Origin of the sequence: Pigmentiphaga kullae (assembly GCF_004216695.1) — a bacterium.
Taxonomy (GTDB): domain Bacteria; phylum Pseudomonadota; class Gammaproteobacteria; order Burkholderiales; family Burkholderiaceae_B; genus Pigmentiphaga; species Pigmentiphaga kullae.
Map to the genome: position 1 here is coordinate 576517 of NZ_SGXC01000002.1, position 16928 is coordinate 593444.

The following is a 16928-nucleotide window of genomic DNA, read 5'->3' on the forward strand; positions in this document are numbered from 1 at the left end:
ATGCTGGATTTGGGACGTACATTCCTGCAAAGCGTGGAGCGCAACCCGGACGCGATCGCGGTCGTGGACGGCGATACCCGCCTGACATACGCCGCATGGCTGGAGCAGATCCTGCGCGTGGCGCAAGGTTTGAACGAACTGGGGCTCGGGCACGGCGACCACCTGCTGGTGGTGTTGCAGAACCGCCTGGAGATGGCGACGCTGCACTGGGCCTGCCAGTTCCTGGGGGTGATCGTCACGCCCTTGAACTGGCGCGCCAAGCCCGAGGAAATCGACTACTGCCTGATCGATGCGTCGGCCAAGGCTCTCGTCTATGAAGAGGTCAGCGCCGAAGCGGTGGCGCAGTCGGCCGAGGCTTCCAACGTGCCGCGCGTCGTGGTCGGCGCGGACGAGGGGGCGACCCATGCGTACGCCGGCCTGCTCGCCGCACGGCGCTGGACGGCCGGCCCGCGCGCCACGGCGGACGACATTTCGCTGATGCTCTACACGTCGGGAACGACCGGCAAGCCCAAGGGGGTGCCGCGCCGCCATCGCCAGGAACGGGCGGCCGCGCTGGGCCACGTGGCACAGAACCAGTACGGAATAGGCGAATGCACGCTGGGCGTGATGCCGCTCTATCACACCATGGGCGTGCGGTCGCTGCTGGCCATGGCGTTGGTGGACGGGTGCTTCGTATGCCTGCCGCGCTTCTCGCCGGCGACCGCGCTGGCCCTGATCCAGCGCGAACGGGTCAGCAACCTGTACCTGGTGCCGACGCTCTATCACGACCTGCTGGCGCACGCGGACTTCGCGGGCACCGACATTTCCAGCGTCCGCAAGCTGGGCTTCGCCGGGGCGCCCATGCACGACGCGCTGCTGTTGCGCCTGGACGAGGCGTTTCAGCCGGAACTGTTCGTCAATCACTACGGCAGCTCCGAGGTCTACACCATGGCGGTCAACCCCGACGCCCGCCGCAAGCCCGGCAGCGCGGGGCGCGCGGGCATCAATACGCGCCTGCGCCTGGTGCGGCTGGAGACGACGAATCCCGACGACCTGGCGCCGCGTGGCACGGAAGGGCAGATCGTCGCCGACCTGGCGGGGGACGAGGCGTTCGAGGGCTATTGGAACCGGCCCGACGCCAACGCCAAGTCGCTGCACGGCGGCTGGTACTTCACCGGCGACACCGGCTACCTGGACGAGGACGGCGAACTGCACGTGACCGGCCGGGTGGACGACATGATCATCAGCGGTGGCGAGAACATCTCGCCGGTCGACATCGAGTCGGTGCTGTCCCTGCATCCGGGCGTGGACGAGGTCGCCGTGGCGGGCCTGCGCGACGAGCGCTGGGGGCAGCGCGTCGTCGCGTTCATCAAGCGCAAGGGGCCGGTCGACGGCGAGGCGCTGGACGCCTATTGCCGCGGCACCGATCTCGCCAATTTCAAGCGTCCGCGGGAATACGTCTTCGTCAGCGAGATTCCCAAGTCCCCCGTGGGGAAGATCCTGCGCCGCAAGCTGACGGCCGGCGAGTTCGAGCCGGACCGCTCCTGATCCCGACATCCCGTGCATGACCTACTGAAGGATATCTCCATGCCCAAGCTCAACCATCCGGCCCAAACCCTGCTCGAACAACTCGACGGCTTCGACGTGATCGTCGATGCCGAGCGCGAGCGCGCCGACATCGTCCTGAAGCGCCCCCCGTTCAACATCATCACCATGCCCGAGCGCGAGCAGCTGCGCCTGGTGTTCGAGGCGCTGGACGAGGATCCGCGCGTGCGCGTGATCGTGCTGCGCGCCGAAGGCGAGCATTTCTCCAGCGGCGGCGACATCCGCGGCTTCCTGGAGGCGTCGCCCGAGCACGTCTCCAAGCTGGCCTGGAACATCGCGGCGCCGGCCCGCTGTTCCAAGCCCGTGATCGCCGCCAATCGCGGCTATTGCTTCGGCGTGGGATTCGAGATTTCGCTTGCCTGCGACTTCCGCATCGCCAGCGTCACGGCGCAATACGCGCTGCCCGAGCAGAAGCTGGGGCAGATTCCCGGGTCGGGCGGCTCGGCGCGCCTGCAAAGCATGATCGGTATCGCCCGCACCAAGGACGTCGTGATGCGCTCGCGCCGCATACCGGGTCAGCAGGCCTACGACTGGGGCTTCGTGGTCGAGTGCGTGGCCGACGACCAGCTCGAGGCCGCCACCGACAAGCTGGTGGACGAACTGCGCGGCTTCTCGCCGCTGGCGCAGCGCACGGTCAAGAAGCTGCTGAACGACTCGGAAGATTCGCCGGTGTCCATCGCCATCGAACTCGAGGGCCATTGCTACAGCCGCCTGCGAACCTCCGAGGATTTCCGCGAAGGCGTCGAGGCGTTCCACGCCAAGCGCAAGCCGCACTGGCAAGGCCGTTAAGCCAGCGCGACGCCTCATTCCAACAACGGAGACATCATGAATACGACTACGGATACCGTTGCGGGTCCGCGCGGCTCGGCCGCCGATCCCGCGCAGTCGCGCAAGGCCTTCATGGCGGGCCTGGCCTCTACCTTCGGGTGGGCGCTGGACCTGTTCGACCTGTTCATCCTGCTGTACGTGGCGCCCATCATCGGGCGGTTGTTCTTTCCCTCGGACAAACCGACCCTGTCACTGGCGGCGGTCTACGCCTCGTTCGCGGTGGCGCTGCTGGTGCGGCCCCTGGGCTCGGCCGTGTTCGGCGCCTATGCCGACAAGCACGGACGAAAGCGGGCGTTGATGATCTCGATGGTGGGCGTGGGGCTGAGCACGGCGGCGTTCGGCCTGTTGCCGACCATCCACCAGGCCGGCGTGATCGCGCCCGTCATCTTCCTGGCGCTGCGCATCGTGCAGGGCCTGTTCGTGGGCGGCATCGTGGCCTCGACGCACACCATAGGCACGGAGTCGATCGCGCCGCGCCACCGCGGCCTGATGTCGGGGCTGGTGGGCAGCGGCGGAGCCGGCATGGGTGCGCTGATGGCCTCCATCGTGTACTTCGCGCTGTCCTACGTATTCCCCGGCGACCGCTTCGACCAGATCGGCTGGCGCGTCATGTTCTTCTCGGGCCTGATCAGCACGGTCTTCGGCCTGGTGATGTACCGGCTGCTGGATGAAACGCCTTCCTTCAAGAAGCTCCAGGCAGAGCGCGCCCGGCAGAAGGACGGGGCGGCCAGGCAGGCGTCCCCGCTGAAGACGCTGTTCGCGGGCGAGTACCGCAACGTGCTGCTGGTCAACCTGCTGATCACCTTCGGTGGCGGCGCGACCTATTACATCACCGCCGGCTATCTGCCGACGCTGCTGAAACTGGTCGCGAACGTGCCCCACGAAAGCTCGGCGCTGATCCTGATGATCAGCTCGGTGGGCACCATCGTCGGCGCGCTGGCTTTCGGCGCCCTGAGCGACATCATCGGCCGCAAGAAGACCTTCTACGCGCTGGGCGTCTTCTGCCTGGTGCTGCTGCCGTACCTGTTCCTGCTCATCGCCAAGCCCGCATTCCTGTCGCGGATCACGATGATCGCCTCGGCCATCGCCCTCTTGGGCGGCGCCATCATCGCGCCCGTCATGATCTTCCTGAACGAACGCTTCCCGGCCAAGATGCGCGCCAGCGGCACGGGGTTGTCCTGGAACATCGGTTTCGCCGTCGGCGGCATGATGCCCACGGTGGTTTCGCTCCTGAGCGGTTCGCCGCAGGACATCCCCCATGTCCTGGCCATCACCTCGGCCTTGCTGGCGGTGGTCTATCTGGTGGGTGCCAAGGTCGCGCCCGAGACCCAGGGCCAGTTCGACTAGGACGGAGGCGGCTGGGCGAACATGGGATCTACGCCCCCGCCGCGGGAGCTTCGCTGGTGATCACCGCGCCGTTGCGCATGACCTTGGTGACCGGCGTATTGGCCACGATCTCCAGCAGCCGTTTCCATTGCTCGGCGGTGAGCGGCTGGTCCGAATACAGCCTGCGATGGATGTGCGCCGTGCCCTGCTCGTCGAAGCGCAGGGCCAGTTCGGCGCGAAATTCGCCCAGGTTCCAGCCCTTGCGCTGCGCGTACATGCGCAGCGTGATCGCGGTGCAGGCGGACAGCGATGCCAGGTAGTAGTCGAAGGGCGCGGGAGCGCCGCCCTGGCCGCCCAAGGACTTGGGCTCGTCGGTGTTCAGGCCGAAGGGGCCGGCCTGGATGTGGTGCTGGTAGTCGGTGCCGGTGGAGACGATGGTGGCCTTGTGCATGGCGGGTCCTTCAGGAAATGGAGTCGAGCCGTACCCAGTCGGCGGTTTCCATGACGTAGGGCGCGAACAGGTAGTCCTGGATCCGGGTCACGCCTTCCGCGCGCCACGTAAGCAGGACGAAGTGTACGGGGCGGTCCATGGGGCCGCGGGCGTCATAGACCAGCATCGCAGGCCGTCCTTCGACCGCGCGCAGCGCTGGAGGACCGCCAGTTGCAGGAAGGTCCGGAACCCTATCGCGACGATGTCGGATTGGGGGCCTTCCATTCCGGGTTCCATGTCTTCGATCAACGGTACCTCCTGGGTCCGGGCCCGGGCGCGCAGGAAGTCCAGGCTGGCGTTGTGCGCGACGCGGAACAGCCAGCCTTCGACGTTGGCGATGTCCGCGGCGGACGTATTCGAATATCGGATATTTGACATATATCCGTACTGAAATATTATGGATTTACCCGTATTCCAGGTATTTTCCAATGGCCATGGCACATCAAGTCCTGGCGACCGCCACGCAGCTGGGCGCGGTACTGCAGGCCGCGCGCAAGTCCCAGGGCATGGCCCAGTCGGCCCTGGCCGGCCGCATCGGCCTGAGCCAGTCGCGCGTGTCCCATCTGGAACTGCACGCCCATGAACTGAGCCTGGAGCAGCTATTGGCCTGGTGCGCCGCGCTCGGGCTGGAGCTGAGTCTGGGGCCAAGTGGCGGCCAGGCGCCGCCTCTCACCGCACACGCGGATTCGACCAGGAGCTAGGCATGTCTCGAATCTTCATCACGGGCTCGGCCGACGGGCTGGGCAAGGCGGCAGCCGCGACGCTGCTCGCCGACGGCCACGAGGTCGTGCTTCATGTGCGTGGCCGTCAACGGCTCGACGCGGTTCAGGATCTGTTGGACCGGGGCGCCCGGGTGGTGGTCGGCGACCTGTCGGACCAGGGACAGGCCGAGGACGTCGCCGCCCAGGTGAACCGGCTCGGCCGCATGGATGCGGCCATCCACAACGCCGGCGTCTATACGGGGCGGCAGATACTGCCGGTCAACGTGATCGCGCCCTATGTCCTGACGGCCCTGGTCACCCGGCCGGATCGCCTGGTTTACCTGAGCAGCGGCATGCACTTCGACGGCCGCCCGGTGCTGGAAGGTCTGGACTGGGCCGGGCGTGGCGAATCGGCCTCTTACTCGGACAGCAAGCTGTTCGTGACGGCGCTGGCGATGGCGCTTGCCCGGCTGTGGCCCGATGTCCTCAGCAACGCGGTCGATCCGGGATGGGTGCCGACGAAGATGGGCGGCACGAATGCGCCCGACGACCTGCGCCTGGGACACCTGACCCAGGAGTGGCTGGCCGCCAGCCCGGACCCGCGGGCCGAAGGCACCGGCGGATACTGGCATCACCAGCAGCGGCTAGACCCGCATCCCGCCGCGCGCGACGTGGCTTTCCAGGATGCGCTGCTGCGCGAGCTCGAGCTGGCCACGGGGATCGCGCTGCCCAAGGCCTGAAAACGGCAAGGAGCGAGGATGCGGCAACGGTTCACGGATGCGAAGAAGCGCCTGTATCGATGGCTGAAGTACCGCTTGACCCGGCCCGCGCCGCCTCCGCTGCCTTTCGATATCAAGGGGCCGGTGGTGGTGGTCGGTTCCGCGCCGCAGGCCAGCCGGCCAGAGGGTCTCGACAGGGGCTATTTCGTCATTACGGTAAACGGATCCCAGGCCGTGGCCGCGCACTGGGGCATCGAGGTGCCCGACATCACGATGATGATGTTCAACCAGATCGAAGGTACCACGCACAACGCGCGCGAGGTCCGGCGGGTCCTGGGCGGGCGGCGGACCCGGGCGCTTTACGTGCTGCTGTGGCGCAAGAACGAGCGCGAGCGGCTGGAGCGCGGGCTGGCTTCGTTCGACTACCGCTACGACCATCTCTACATCGTCGACCGCTATGAGCGGATGGCGTTGCTCGACAAGGTCGCGGGCCTGCATTCGCTGGAAATCGACGCCGAGTCGAAGTGCTCGAACGGCATCAACGCGGTGCTGTACGCCCTCCATCATGGCGCGCCGGCGGTCATCATCTCCGGCATCGATCCGGGCTCGGCCGGACACGCCTATAACGATGCGGGCCTGGCGCGGCTGCATGTGCGCATGGATCTGATCATCCTGCAACGCCTGCTCGATGCGGGGCGGCCCATTTTCACCGCCGATCCGCAGGTTGCCCGCGCAACGGGGATTCCCCTGTGGGATGAGAGATGCGCGGAACGGGTCACCTGCCGCGCTGCCTGACATGCAGAAGGCGATCGCGGGTGGCGAACCATTCTCCCGCATAGTCGTCGTTCCTGCGTTCATCGAAGTAGGGGCCGCCGGTGGTGAAATGCACCAGCCTAGCGTCGGGCAGGTAGGGATATTCGTTGACCAGCCAGTTCCACGCGGCGGGCAGTTCTCCGATGAGGTCGTCGGACTCGAGCCACTTGAACTGGTGCAGGTCCAGCCCGGTCGCGGTATTCACGTAGTAGGGGTCGAGCCGGCGGCATTTCGCGTTATTGAAAAGAAGAACGCTGGACCAGTTCTTCTTCGTGTATCTGGCCTGGACCTGCCCCAGGAACTTGGTCTCGCTTTTGGGCACATAGTCGTGCTTGACGCACATCGCGGCAAAGCGCTCGTCCCTCAACGCCCATAGTTCCGCGATATCGGTACGTATCAGCGTGTCGCAATCGATGAACAGCGACCAGCCCTGGAAACCGCTCAGGTACGGCACCAGGAAGCGCGAGAACGAGAACTCGGTCGATTGCAGCGGATTGCGCGTACGGGCGAAGACGCCTTCCAGATGGCGCAGGGCGACCGGGGTGATGGAAACCGGCATGGAGCTTTTTTCCAGGATGCTCTGGCACAGCACGTGGTAGGCGACGACTTCCTTGCTGTCGAAGCCTATGTAGATGCGGGCGGTTTCTATCATGGCCGGCCGGGTCGAGTTCTGCTGGAACCCATGTTGTACCGGGCAGCCGCCCCGGCGGGCGTATCACAACGTTTCATAAGAAACAGGCGCCGCCTCGACATTGCCGCGGTATCGGCAAACAATTGGCCACATGCCCGTCGCCCGCCGCATCGCCAACACCGCGCTGAAGCTGCTGTACCGCTATACCCACGGTCCGGGCCAGCGCCACAACGAGCGCCTGTGGCCGCACGTGTCCGTCGAACGCGATGCCCAGGGCCATGTGGCCGGCTATGCGTACCGGCGCCGGCAACTGCCGTTGGCCAATGCGAGCGTGGGGCAGGGCGATTCGTACGGAACGGGGCACATCATCGCCTGCGGTCCGTCGATCAACGAGATCGATTATGGCCGCCTGTCCTTGTCCAACGTGATGGGCGTGAACGGCGCCATTGCGCTGCTCGACCGTTACGTCGTGCGCTTCGATTATTACTGTTTCAACGACACGGGTTTCGTGCGAGCCCGCCCCGAGCTGGTCCGCCGCATCGTCGAGCAGGACCTGTTGTTGTTCACTACGCCGCTATGCCTGTGGCACCTGCTGCAGCGGATGCCGCCCGAGGCGCTGCGCTGCCGGTTGTTCCTGATCGAGAACCCCCAGCGGCGCGCGCTGCTGCCGGCGCGGACCATGGCGCAAGTGCGGCGCGATCATCCGGACAGCGAGCTGGCCGTCTTCGATTCCGACCGCGCGTTGGGATTCAGCCGAGACATCCGCAAGGGCGTGTTCGACGTCGGAACGGTGGCTTACACTGGTCTGCAGATCATGGCCTGGCTGGGGTTTTCGGAAATCGTGCTGCATGGCGTGGATCTGGGCAATGCCGCCACCACGGCCCGCTTCTACGAGTCTCCCGCCGATCGCCTTCCCACCACGCTCGACCAATACCTGCCCGGCCATATCCTGCCGTCGTTCATGCGGGCCGCGGCGTTGCTGCGCGAATCGGGCGTGCGGATCGTCAACTTGTCGCCAGGCGGCGCGCTGTCGGGCGACATGTTCCACCAGCGGGACTGGCGCACGCTGGCCGAAGGTTGATGCCGAGGACAATATGGAAGACCGGATCAGGCTTTTCGTCGGATGCGATCCAAACGACTGCGATCTCGAACAGATGATGGTGCTGGAGTACAGCGCGCGCAAGCATTGTTCGCTGCCCATCGACATCGAGTGGATGCGGCTCTCCAGGGATCCATCCAGTTTCTGGCATGCCGATCCGGAGCAGGGGCTGGGCTGGCGCACGCAGGCATGGGCCACGCCGTTCTCGGGTTTCCGCTGGGGCGTGCCGGCGTTCTGCGGCTACGAGGGGCGGGCCATCTACCTGGACACCGACATGCTGGTGCTGTGCGACCTGGCCGAACTTTGGCGCATGCCGTTCGGCGCCGGCAAGGTCCTGAGCGGCAAGGGGCGCAAGACGTCGTGGCGATTCTGCGTGACGGTGTGGGATTGCGCCGCCGCGCGGCTCCATCTGCCGCCCATCGAACGCCTGCGCGCCGAACCCGATGCGCACCAGCGCATGATGCGGTATTTCGCCGGGCACCCCGGGCTGATCGAGACCATGCATTCCGACTACAACAACATCGATGGCGAACGAAGGCCGCCGCATGCCATCCGCATCCTGCATTATTCGGACATGGGGACGCAGTTCAGCCACAAATACGCTTTCCCCAGGTTGGAGCGGGAAGGCCGCGCGCACTGGTTCGACGGCCGGGTGCTGCCGCATCCCAGGGACGACCTGGCGGCGCTTTTCGATGCCTGCTACCAGGAAGCGCTGTCCGTGGGCTACACGCTCGACAGCTATCGGGCTCCGCGGCCGTTCGGCGATCTCATGAAGGCCACGCAGCGCGCCTATGCCGGCAACCACCGCACCCGCAACCGCTCGTTCTGGGCGCGCCTGGGCCTGGGCGGCCCGGCGGATTGATCGTTCCCTTGCGAATATCCGGTGACGATTTGGTTACGATAAAAAACAAGTCGTACCGGGGTGCAGCGTAGAGTCGATTACATCGACCTGGACCACTGCACAAGGGGGCTGCCATCAACCATCCCCGACATCCGATCCAGCAAGGCTGGTCTGTTGCCTTCGTGATGTCGCCGCGCATCGGCGACACGCTGATCTCGATGGTGGTCGCCAACAATCTCGTCCGCCATGGGATCGATGTCACGATCTTCAGCCGCCATCTGCATGCCCTGCGCGCATGGTTTCCCGGCTTTCGCATAGAGCCCGCCCCGCATGCGGCGCAGGCTCGAAGCCGGCTCGAGCGTTTCGACGTCGTGCTGCACGCCTATCAAACCGACGTGCCGCACGACGTGCGCGATTGGCACCCGCGCGTGTGGAGCATGGACGAGTGGCCCACGTATCGCCAGGTCAAGCCCATGGTGGATATCCAGTTGGACCTGTGCCGCCATTGCTTCGGGCTCGATGCCCTGACGCGCGACAATGGCCTCGTCGTGCCAGCCGACGTCGGCGTGTCCGGTGTCGGCAATCGGGTGATCATCCATCCCACGGCAAGCGACATCCAGAAGCAGTGGCTGCCCGGTCGTTTCCTGAAGCTCGCGCGCCGGCTGCACGGCCGGGGCTACGAGCCGAGCTTCGTCGTGGCGCCGCGCGAGCACGAGGAATGGGCATGGGTCGAAGCTCAAGGCTTTCGCCTGGTCTCGCACGAATCGCTGGACGACCTGGCGCGCTGGCTGGCAACGGCCCGGCTTTTCGTGGGGAACGATTCGGGCCTTGCCCACCTGGCCTCGAACGTGGGCGTGCCCGCCGTCTCGCTGGCGATGCGGCCGCGGATCGCGGTGCGCTGGGCGCCGGGCTGGGCACCCGGCGTGGCGGTTACCGCGCCGCCGCTGATGCCCGGCCGATGGATGCGCGAGCATTCATGGAAGTACCTGCTGTCGGTCCGCCGGGTGGAGGCCGCGATCGAAAGGCTGCGCCGGCGGGTCTCGGAGGCCGTGTTGGCTTTCGATCAAGGCGGCCCGGGCGACCGGACGACGAGCAAGACGATGATCAATGCCGGTCCCATGGCGCAGACGCCGATGACGAAGGGCCGCGCATAGTTGCCGCCCCGGCTATACAGACAAGACCCGGCCACGGGCCTTGAAGCGGCTTCATCGAGCATTCCCCCATCGATGCCACACAGGACGAGCCTGGACCTCGCGCTTGACGTTTTCGTCGAATGAAAAATATAATGAAATTAGACAAAATAAAACGAAATTAGAAAACGGAGGCAGATATGGGCCGCATCGTGCGGATGGGTGCCGGGTCGGGTTTCTGGGGCGACGCGCTGGACCCCGCGGAAGAACTGCTGGAACGGGCGGGCCTGGACTACCTGTGTTTCGACTATCTGGCCGAACTGACCATGGCGCTGTTGCAGCGGCAGAAGCTCAAGCGGCCCGACGCCGGCTACGTGCCGGATGCGGTGCAGGCCATGATCGCGTTGTTGCCGAAGGCCAAGGCCGCCGGCACGCGCCTGATTTCCAACGGCGGCGGCGTCAATCCGCGCGCCGCGGCCGACCGGATCGCCCAGGGGGCCCGACAGGCGGGACTGTCCGGCGCCCGCATCGCCCTGGTCGAGGGCGACGATATGCTGGGCAAGCTGGATGACCTGGTCGCGCAGGGCGTATCGCTGCGCAATCTCGATACGGGGGACGAGGATTTCTCGGCCATTCGCGATCGCGTGGTGTGCGCGAACGTCTATACCGACAGTTCGGGGATAAGCGAAGGGCTGGCCGGCGGGGCCGACGTCGTCATCGCCGGACGGGTATCGGACAATGCGCTGTACGTCGGTCCGCTGGCGCACGAATTCGACTGGCGCCGCGACGCGGCGCACGTCGACCGGTATGCCGCGGCGGTCACGCTGGGGCATATCGTCGAATGCGCGGCGGGCTGCTCGGGCGGCATGTCGTCGCGGTTCGCGGAAATGCCTCACATGGGCCGGGTCGGTTTCCCCATCCTGGAGGTCGACGAGACGGGCGACGCCACCGTCACCAAGCTGCCCGGCAGCGGCGGCCGGGTCGATCAGTGGACGGTCAAGGAGCACCTCGTCTACGAGATCGGCGATCCCCGTCGCTATCTGATGCCCGACGCGGTGGCCGATTTCACGTCGCTCAAGCTGAATGACGAAGGCCAGGACCGCGTCCGTGTCAGCGGCATGCGGGGGGAACCCGCGCCCGACCAGTGGAAGATGGTGGTGGGTTACCAGGATGGCTGGATAGGGGAGACGATGGCCTTTTTTCCATGGCCCAACGCCTATGACCGCGCCGTGAAGGCGCGCGAGACCCTGCTCGAGCGTTTCGAGCGGATGGGGCTGGCGGCAGACCAGGTGCATTTCGATTTCGTCGGCCTGAACACCCTGCATGGGCCCGCGGCGGCGTTTGCCGGCCGGGAATGGGCCAACGAACTGCCCGAGGTGGGGCTGCGCTGCGCGGTGCGCACGCGCACCCAGGAGGAAGCCGACAAGGTACGGCGCGCCGGGACGAATCTGTGGATCATGGGGCCTGGGGGCACTTCGTTCGGCACGCCGATGAAGCCACGTCCCGTCATCGCGCTGTGGCCGACCCTGGTCCCGCGCGACGCCGTCGAACAGAAGACCGAGATCCTGGTGGCTTGAGGAGAGCATGCCGATGACACTGCAAGTGAAAGATATCGCCTATGTGCGGTCAGGGGACAAGGGGGACGTCTGTTCCGTGGGACTGGTCGCCCGCGGGCCGCGGGAATATGCGTGGCTGCGCGCCAGCGTGACGCCGGCCGACGTGAAGCGGATCTACGGCGACTGGGTGCGGGGCGAGGTGGAATGCCATCCCATGGACAACATCGGCGCGGTGGTTGTGGTGATGCGACATGCCCTGGGGGGCGGCGCCACGCGCACCCTGCGGCTGGACCAGACCGGCAAGTCGCTGGGCTATGCCTTGATGCGTCTGCCGGTGCGGGGCGCCGAGAACCCTTCCTGACTATCCGACCCCATGGCCATCCTGTCTTCCCGTACACGCACCGACGGCAAGGAGTTCGCCGCCAACGTCGCGGCCTACGCCCAATTGCGCGTGCCGCTGGATGCCGCGCGCCGGCGTGCCATCGAGGGGGGCGGCGAACGCGCGCGCCAGACGCATCTGGCGCGCGGCAAGCTGCTGCCGCGCGAACGGATCAACACCTTGCTGGATCCCGCAACGCCGTTCCTGGAGATCGGGCAACTCGCGGCCGATGGCTTGTACGACGGCCAGTCGCCGGGCGCGGGCATGATCACCGGCATCGGAATGGTGTCCGGCCGCGCCTGCGTGGTCATGGCCAACGACGCCACGGTCAAGGGCGGCACCTACTATCCGCTTACCATCAAGAAGCAGTTGCGCGCGCAGGCCGTCGCCCGCGAGAACGGCCTGCCTTGCGTCTATCTGGTGGATTCCGGCGGTGCCTACCTGCCGCTGCAGGGGGACATCTTTCCGGACGAACACCATTTCGGCAAGATCTTCCGCAACATCGCCGAGATGTCCGCCCTGGGCCTGAAGCAGGTCGCGGCCGTGCTGGGCGCATGCACGGCGGGCGGCGCCTACATTCCGGCGATGTGCGACGAGACCGTCATCGTCGACCAGGCCGGCACCATCTACCTGGGCGGGCCGCAACTGGTGCAGGCGGCCACCGGCGAGTTGGTCGATGCGCAGGCGCTGGGCGGGGCCGACATCCACACGCGCCTGTCCGGCGTCGCCGATCATTTCGCCCACGATGAACTGCATGCGCTGGCGCTGGTCCGGGACATCGTGGCGCGCGGCAAGGCCGGCGCCTTGCCGGCGCCTCCGCGTATCCCGGTTGCGCCGCGCCACGATCCGGCCGAACTGCCGGGGCTGATTCCCGCCAATCCCAAGCAGGCCATCCCGATCCGCGACGTGCTGGCGCGGCTGCTGGACGATAGCGAGTTCGTCGCCTACCGGGAACGCTACGGCGCCAGCCTGATCTGCGGCACGGGCGCGATAGGCGGGTATCCGGTCGGCATCCTGGCCAACGACGGGGTGCTGTTCGGCCAGAGCGCGCAGAAGGCGGCCAACTTCATCGAGCTGTGCTGCCAGGAGAATATCCCGCTGGTGTTCCTGCACAACATCAGCGGCTTCATGGTCGGCGTGCAGTACGAGCAGGGCGGGATCGCCAAGGACGGTGCCAAGATGGTCAACGCGGTGGCCACCGCGCGCGTGCCCAAGTTCAGCGTGGTCATGGGCGGCAGCTACGGCGCGGGCGCCTATGCCATGTGCGGGCGCGCCTTCGGGCCGCGCCTGATGGCGATGTGGCCGAACGCGAGGACGTCGGTGATGGGGGGCGAGCAGGCCGCCACGGTGCTGGCCCTGGTGCGCGCCGAGCAACTGGCGCGTCAGGGCAAGACGTTTTCCGCCGAGGAAGCCGAGGCCTTCAAGGCTCCGGTGCGCGCCGTCTACGATGCCGAGAGCACGGCCCTGCATGCGGCGTCGCGCCTGTGGGTGGACAGCGTGATCGAGCCCGCCGATACGCGCGCATGGTTGACGCTGGGCCTGGCGCTGGCGGCGGGCAGCCCCGGGGAATCGACACGCTTCGGCGTTTTCAGGATGTAGGACATGTGGAAGAGAATCCTGATCGCGAACCGGGGCGAGATTGCCCGGCGCATCGCGCGCACGTGCAGACGCCTGGGCATCGAGTATGTGGCGGTCCACTCCGAAGCCGACTCCGCCGCGGCCCATCTGGGCGGCGCGGTGGAAACGGTATGCCTGGGACCGGGGCCGGCCGGCGACAGCTATCTGCGCGGCGACCGGCTGGTCGAGGCGGCGCTGCGCACGAACTGTGAAGCGGTGCATCCCGGCTACGGCTTCCTGTCCGAGAACGGCGAATTCGCCGCCGCCGTCGAGCGCGCGGGGCTGGTGTTCATCGGGCCCGCGCCCGAGACCATCGCCATGCTGGGAGACAAGGCGCGGGCCAAGGCGTTGATGCGCGCCGCGGGCGTTCCCGTGGTGCCGGGCACCGACGAGGCCAGCGACGACCCCGGGCAGATCGAGGCGCAGGTGCGCGCCATCGACCTGCCGGTCTTGCTCAAGCCGTCGGCCGGTGGCGGCGGCAAGGGCATGCAGGTCATCACCCGCCATGAAGGACTGGCGGGGGCGATCGAGTCCGCGATCCGGGTGGCGCGCAGCAGCTTCGGCGACGGCCGCATGATCGTCGAGCGCTACATCGACCAGCCGCGCCACATCGAGGTGCAGATATTCGGCGACGGCCGGGGCGGGGCGGTACACCTATTCGAGCGCGAATGCTCGCTCCAGCGCCGCCATCAGAAAGTGGTGGAAGAGGCGCCCGCGCCGGACCTGCCCGCCCAGGCCCGCCAGCGCCTGCTGGAGGCGGCGCTGCAAGGCGCGCGCAGCCTGAACTATCGCAACGCCGGAACCTTCGAGTTCATCGTCGGCCCCGATCTCCAGTGCTACTTCCTGGAGGTGAACACGCGCCTGCAGGTCGAACATCCGGTGACCGAGGCCGTCACGGGCCTGGACCTGGTGGAGTGGCAATTGCGGGTGGCGGCGGGCGAGCCCTTGCCGCTGGCGCAGTCCGCCATCGCATGCCTTGGCCATGCCATCGAGGCGCGGGTCTATGCCGAGGATCCGGCGCAGGACTTCCGGCCGTCGCCGGGCACGGTGGCCCGCGCGCATTGGCCCGTTGGCCTGCGGGTGGACACGGCGCTGGACACCTCGGGCGAGGTGCCGCCTTTCTACGACCCCATGGTGGCCAAGATCATCGCCCATGCCGGCGACCGCCAGGCCGCGCTGGATGCGCTCAGGGCGGGGCTGGACGACACCGTGTTGCTGGGCGTGGCCGCCAACGTGGGTTACCTGTCGCGCGTGCTGGACGATCCGGCGGTCAGGTCCGGGCATGTCCATACGCGCTACCTGGACGAGCGCAAAGACCTGCAGGCGCCACGCAGCCGCGAGGCCGCCGTGGCGGTGGGCGCCGCACTGCATTTTCCAGCTATCGCGGAGCAGGGCTCGCCATGGACGCGGGAGGCCGGGCTGGGCGTAATGGACAGGCATTGCCTGGATGCCGGCGCACCGCTGGGGCGCGTGCATTTCGAGCTGGACCAGGAGCCGGTCGCGGCGGGCTACGCGGCGGCCGACGGCCCCGGCGTGGACGTGGCGGTGGGCAATACCCTGCGCGTCGAGCGCGACGCATCGGGGCTGCGGGGCCGGATCGAAGGCCGCAACTGGGAAGCATGCCCCGCCGAGTCCGGGTGGCATGTCCAGGTGGACGGCGATCACCATGCCGTGCGTCCGCGCAGGACCCGCGAGGCGGATGGCGGCAGCACGGACCGACTGGCCACGGCGCCGATGTCGGGCGTGGTCGCTGCCGTGCCGGTGCGGCCGGGCGACCGGATCCAGCCGGGCGACACGCTGGCCATCATCGAAGCGATGAAGATGGAGCATGCCATTACCGCCCACCAGGCCGGCACCGTGCGGGCCTTGCGCCATGCGCGCGGAGAGAGCGTTCGCGAGGGCGATCTCATCGTCGAGGTCGACTACGACGCCGCGCCATGACCTTCCATTCCGAGCCGGCGCGCGCCGGCAGCACCGAGACCACCATGAACAAGCCGCTGAGCCACCTTCGCGTCGTGGACCTTTCCCGCATCCTGGCCGGCCCCTGGGCCACGCAGAACCTGGCCGATCTGGGGGCGGAGGTCATCAAGATAGAAAAACCCGGCGTCGGCGACGACACCCGGCAGATGGGGCCGCCGTTCCTGGCCGACGAGCGCACGGGCGAAGACGGCGATGCCGCTTATTTCATGAGTTGCAACCGCGGCAAGAAATCGGTGGCCGTCGATTTCTCCGATGCGCGAGGTCAGCGCATCGTCCGGGACCTGGCGCGGGGCGCCGATGTGTTCGTGGAGAACTACAAGGTCGGGGCGCTGAGGAAATACGGACTCGATTACGACTCGCTGCGCGAGATCAATCCGCAACTGGTCTATTGCTCGGTGACCGGCTTCGGCCAGACCGGCCCCTACAAGGATCGCGCGGGCTACGACTATCTGATCCAGGGCATGGGCGGCCTGATGAGCGTGACGGGCGAGCGCGACGACCTGCCCGGCGGCGGACCGCAGCGGGCGGGGGTGGCGGTGGCCGATCTGCTGGCCGGCATGTACGCCACCACCGCCATCCTGGCCGCTTTGCGGCATCGGGACCGGGGCCACGGCGGCCAGCACATCGACATCAGCCTGCTGGACTGCATGGTCGGCTCGCTGGTGAACCAATCGATGAACTACCTGGTCAGCGGCCAGGTGCCGCAGCGCATGGGCAGCGGCCATCCCAACATCGCGCCGTACGCCGTCTATCCGGCGGCGGACGGCCATCTGGTCCTTGCCGTCGGAAACGACACCCAGTTCCGCCGCCTGTGCGAGGCGGTGGGCCAGGCCGAGGTCGGCACCGATCCGCGTTTCGCGACCATCGCCGCCCGGGTGCGCAATCGGGCCGAGATGGACGCCTGGCTGGTACCCGTTACGCGTTCGCGCAGCCTGGCCGATTGGACTTCGCTGCTCGAACGCGCCCAGGTGCCGGGCGGCCCCATCAACCGCATGGATCAGGTCTTCGCCGACGAACACGTCGTCGCGCGAGGCATGCGCGCCGAGTTGCGGCATCCGCGCTACGGTCGGGTGCCGACGGTGCGCAATCCCATGCGTTTTTCGGCCACGCCGCTGGAGCCGGGAAGCGCGCCGCCGCTGCTGGGCGAGCACACCGACGAGGTCCTGCGGTCGGTGGGCGTGACGCCCGAACAATTGGCGGCGCTGCGCGAAGCCGGCGTGCTTTGAACAGGAAA

17 protein-coding genes are annotated in these 16928 nt (G+C 67.2%); 14 read left to right on the top strand and 3 right to left on the bottom strand.

Going from position 1 to position 16928, the window contains the following annotated elements; translation table 11 throughout:
* Genes EV675_RS17070 through EV675_RS17080 form a run of 3 tightly spaced genes read left to right on the top strand, consistent with a single transcriptional unit; the run spans position 1 to position 3759 of the window.
* Positions 1 to 1527, top strand: a complete 1527-nt coding sequence (locus tag EV675_RS17070) for an AMP-binding protein (protein WP_130358423.1) — start codon at positions 1 to 3, stop codon at positions 1525 to 1527.
* Positions 1528 to 1566: 39 nt separating this feature from the next.
* The gene (locus EV675_RS17075) at positions 1567 to 2373 is read left to right on the top strand and encodes an enoyl-CoA hydratase/isomerase family protein (RefSeq protein ID WP_130358424.1); all 807 of its coding nucleotides are present in this window, start codon (positions 1567 to 1569) and stop codon (positions 2371 to 2373) included.
* Positions 2374 to 2409: 36 nt separating this feature from the next.
* Positions 2410 to 3759 carry an MFS transporter gene (locus EV675_RS17080; RefSeq protein ID WP_130358425.1) on the top strand — a complete coding sequence of 450 codons (1350 nt, stop codon included), beginning with the start codon at positions 2410 to 2412 and terminating at the stop codon, positions 3757 to 3759.
* Positions 3760 to 3787: 28 nt separating this feature from the next.
* Here the strand turns inward: EV675_RS17080 and EV675_RS17085 are convergent, their stop codons facing one another.
* Both EV675_RS17085 and EV675_RS29735 read right to left on the bottom strand, forming a co-directional pair.
* Complete coding sequence (locus tag EV675_RS17085) at positions 3788 to 4189, bottom strand: OsmC family protein (RefSeq protein WP_130358426.1); 402 nt, start codon at positions 4187 to 4189, stop codon at positions 3788 to 3790.
* Positions 4190 to 4199: 10 nt separating this feature from the next.
* The gene (locus EV675_RS29735) at positions 4200 to 4355 is read right to left on the bottom strand and encodes a hypothetical protein (protein WP_165404634.1); all 156 of its coding nucleotides are present in this window, start codon (positions 4353 to 4355) and stop codon (positions 4200 to 4202) included.
* Positions 4356 to 4656: 301 nt separating this feature from the next.
* On the opposite strand from EV675_RS29735, the gene EV675_RS17095 reads away from it, so the two are divergent.
* Genes EV675_RS17095 through EV675_RS17105 form a run of 3 tightly spaced genes read left to right on the top strand, consistent with a single transcriptional unit; the run spans position 4657 to position 6443 of the window.
* The gene (locus EV675_RS17095) at positions 4657 to 4929 is read left to right on the top strand and encodes a helix-turn-helix domain-containing protein (RefSeq protein WP_130358428.1); all 273 of its coding nucleotides are present in this window, start codon (positions 4657 to 4659) and stop codon (positions 4927 to 4929) included.
* A gap of 2 nt (positions 4930 to 4931) precedes the next feature.
* A complete protein-coding gene (locus tag EV675_RS17100) occupies positions 4932 to 5669 on the top strand; it encodes an SDR family NAD(P)-dependent oxidoreductase (RefSeq protein ID WP_130358429.1) in 738 nt (245 codons plus the stop codon).
* Positions 5670 to 5687: 18 nt separating this feature from the next.
* A complete protein-coding gene (locus EV675_RS17105; protein WP_130358430.1) occupies positions 5688 to 6443 on the top strand; it encodes a membrane-anchored protein in 756 nt (251 codons plus the stop codon).
* Here EV675_RS17105 and EV675_RS17110 read toward each other — a convergent pair.
* On the bottom strand, positions 6424 to 7113 hold the full coding sequence (locus EV675_RS17110) for a glycosyltransferase family protein (RefSeq protein WP_130358431.1): 690 nt from the start codon (positions 7111 to 7113) through the stop codon (positions 6424 to 6426). The two genes, EV675_RS17105 and EV675_RS17110, sit on opposite strands and share 20 nt — an antisense overlap.
* A gap of 130 nt (positions 7114 to 7243) precedes the next feature.
* Here EV675_RS17110 and EV675_RS17115 point away from each other — a divergent pair, with 130 nt between their 5' ends.
* The 8 genes from EV675_RS17115 (at position 7244) to EV675_RS17150 (ending at position 16920) form a co-directional block, all read left to right on the top strand.
* Entirely contained in the window at positions 7244 to 8173 is a 930-nt protein-coding gene (locus EV675_RS17115) for a hypothetical protein (RefSeq protein WP_130358432.1), read from the top strand.
* A gap of 13 nt (positions 8174 to 8186) precedes the next feature.
* Positions 8187 to 9053, top strand: coding sequence for a glycosyl transferase (locus tag EV675_RS17120; protein WP_130358433.1), 867 nt, complete (start codon positions 8187 to 8189; stop codon positions 9051 to 9053).
* A gap of 164 nt (positions 9054 to 9217) precedes the next feature.
* Positions 9218 to 10186: a glycosyltransferase family 9 protein gene (locus EV675_RS17125; RefSeq protein WP_130358434.1), complete on the top strand. Its 969-nt coding sequence runs from the start codon at positions 9218 to 9220 to the stop codon at positions 10184 to 10186.
* 176 nt (positions 10187 to 10362) lie between these two features.
* Positions 10363 to 11739: an acyclic terpene utilization AtuA family protein gene (locus EV675_RS17130; protein WP_130358435.1), complete on the top strand. Its 1377-nt coding sequence runs from the start codon at positions 10363 to 10365 to the stop codon at positions 11737 to 11739.
* A 13-nt stretch (positions 11740 to 11752) separates the two neighbouring features.
* Positions 11753 to 12079, top strand: coding sequence for an AtuA-related protein (locus tag EV675_RS17135; RefSeq protein WP_130358436.1), 327 nt, complete (start codon positions 11753 to 11755; stop codon positions 12077 to 12079).
* A gap of 12 nt (positions 12080 to 12091) precedes the next feature.
* Positions 12092 to 13696 carry a carboxyl transferase domain-containing protein gene (locus tag EV675_RS17140; RefSeq protein ID WP_130358437.1) on the top strand — a complete coding sequence of 535 codons (1605 nt, stop codon included), beginning with the start codon at positions 12092 to 12094 and terminating at the stop codon, positions 13694 to 13696.
* 3 nt (positions 13697 to 13699) lie between these two features.
* Positions 13700 to 15655 (top strand): ATP-binding protein, encoded by a 1956-nt coding sequence (locus tag EV675_RS17145; protein ID WP_130358438.1) that lies wholly within the window; start codon positions 13700 to 13702, stop codon positions 15653 to 15655.
* Positions 15652 to 16920: a CaiB/BaiF CoA transferase family protein gene (locus EV675_RS17150; RefSeq protein WP_242621472.1), complete on the top strand. Its 1269-nt coding sequence runs from the start codon at positions 15652 to 15654 to the stop codon at positions 16918 to 16920. The genes EV675_RS17145 and EV675_RS17150 overlap by 4 nt, the downstream gene beginning before the upstream one ends.
* Positions 16921 to 16928: the final 8 nt, after the last annotated feature.

Excerpts from the sequence above, each read along its gene's own strand:
- EV675_RS17075 (WP_130358424.1), top strand. The coding sequence starts at position 1,567 with ATGCCCAAGCTCAACCATCCGGCCCAAACCCTGCTCGAACAACTCGAC.
- EV675_RS17135 (WP_130358436.1), top strand. The coding sequence starts at position 11,753 with ATGACACTGCAAGTGAAAGATATCGCCTATGTGCGGTCAGGGGACAAG.
- EV675_RS17110 (WP_130358431.1), bottom strand. The coding sequence starts at position 7,113 with ATGATAGAAACCGCCCGCATCTACATAGGCTTCGACAGCAAGGAAGTC.
- EV675_RS17150 (WP_242621472.1), top strand. The coding sequence starts at position 15,652 with ATGACCTTCCATTCCGAGCCGGCGCGCGCCGGCAGCACCGAGACCACC.
- EV675_RS29735 (WP_165404634.1), bottom strand. The coding sequence starts at position 4,355 with ATGCTGGTCTATGACGCCCGCGGCCCCATGGACCGCCCCGTACACTTC.
- EV675_RS17145 (WP_130358438.1), top strand. The coding sequence starts at position 13,700 with ATGTGGAAGAGAATCCTGATCGCGAACCGGGGCGAGATTGCCCGGCGC.
- EV675_RS17080 (WP_130358425.1), top strand. The coding sequence starts at position 2,410 with ATGAATACGACTACGGATACCGTTGCGGGTCCGCGCGGCTCGGCCGCC.
- EV675_RS17115 (WP_130358432.1), top strand. The coding sequence starts at position 7,244 with ATGCCCGTCGCCCGCCGCATCGCCAACACCGCGCTGAAGCTGCTGTAC.
- EV675_RS17120 (WP_130358433.1), top strand. The coding sequence starts at position 8,187 with ATGGAAGACCGGATCAGGCTTTTCGTCGGATGCGATCCAAACGACTGC.
- EV675_RS17125 (WP_130358434.1), top strand. The coding sequence starts at position 9,218 with ATGTCGCCGCGCATCGGCGACACGCTGATCTCGATGGTGGTCGCCAAC.
- EV675_RS17100 (WP_130358429.1), top strand. The coding sequence starts at position 4,932 with ATGTCTCGAATCTTCATCACGGGCTCGGCCGACGGGCTGGGCAAGGCG.
- EV675_RS17095 (WP_130358428.1), top strand. The coding sequence starts at position 4,657 with ATGGCCATGGCACATCAAGTCCTGGCGACCGCCACGCAGCTGGGCGCG.
- EV675_RS17105 (WP_130358430.1), top strand. The coding sequence starts at position 5,688 with ATGCGGCAACGGTTCACGGATGCGAAGAAGCGCCTGTATCGATGGCTG.
- EV675_RS17140 (WP_130358437.1), top strand. The coding sequence starts at position 12,092 with ATGGCCATCCTGTCTTCCCGTACACGCACCGACGGCAAGGAGTTCGCC.
- EV675_RS17130 (WP_130358435.1), top strand. The coding sequence starts at position 10,363 with ATGGGCCGCATCGTGCGGATGGGTGCCGGGTCGGGTTTCTGGGGCGAC.
- EV675_RS17085 (WP_130358426.1), bottom strand. The coding sequence starts at position 4,189 with ATGCACAAGGCCACCATCGTCTCCACCGGCACCGACTACCAGCACCAC.
- EV675_RS17070 (WP_130358423.1), top strand. The coding sequence starts at position 1 with ATGCTGGATTTGGGACGTACATTCCTGCAAAGCGTGGAGCGCAACCCG.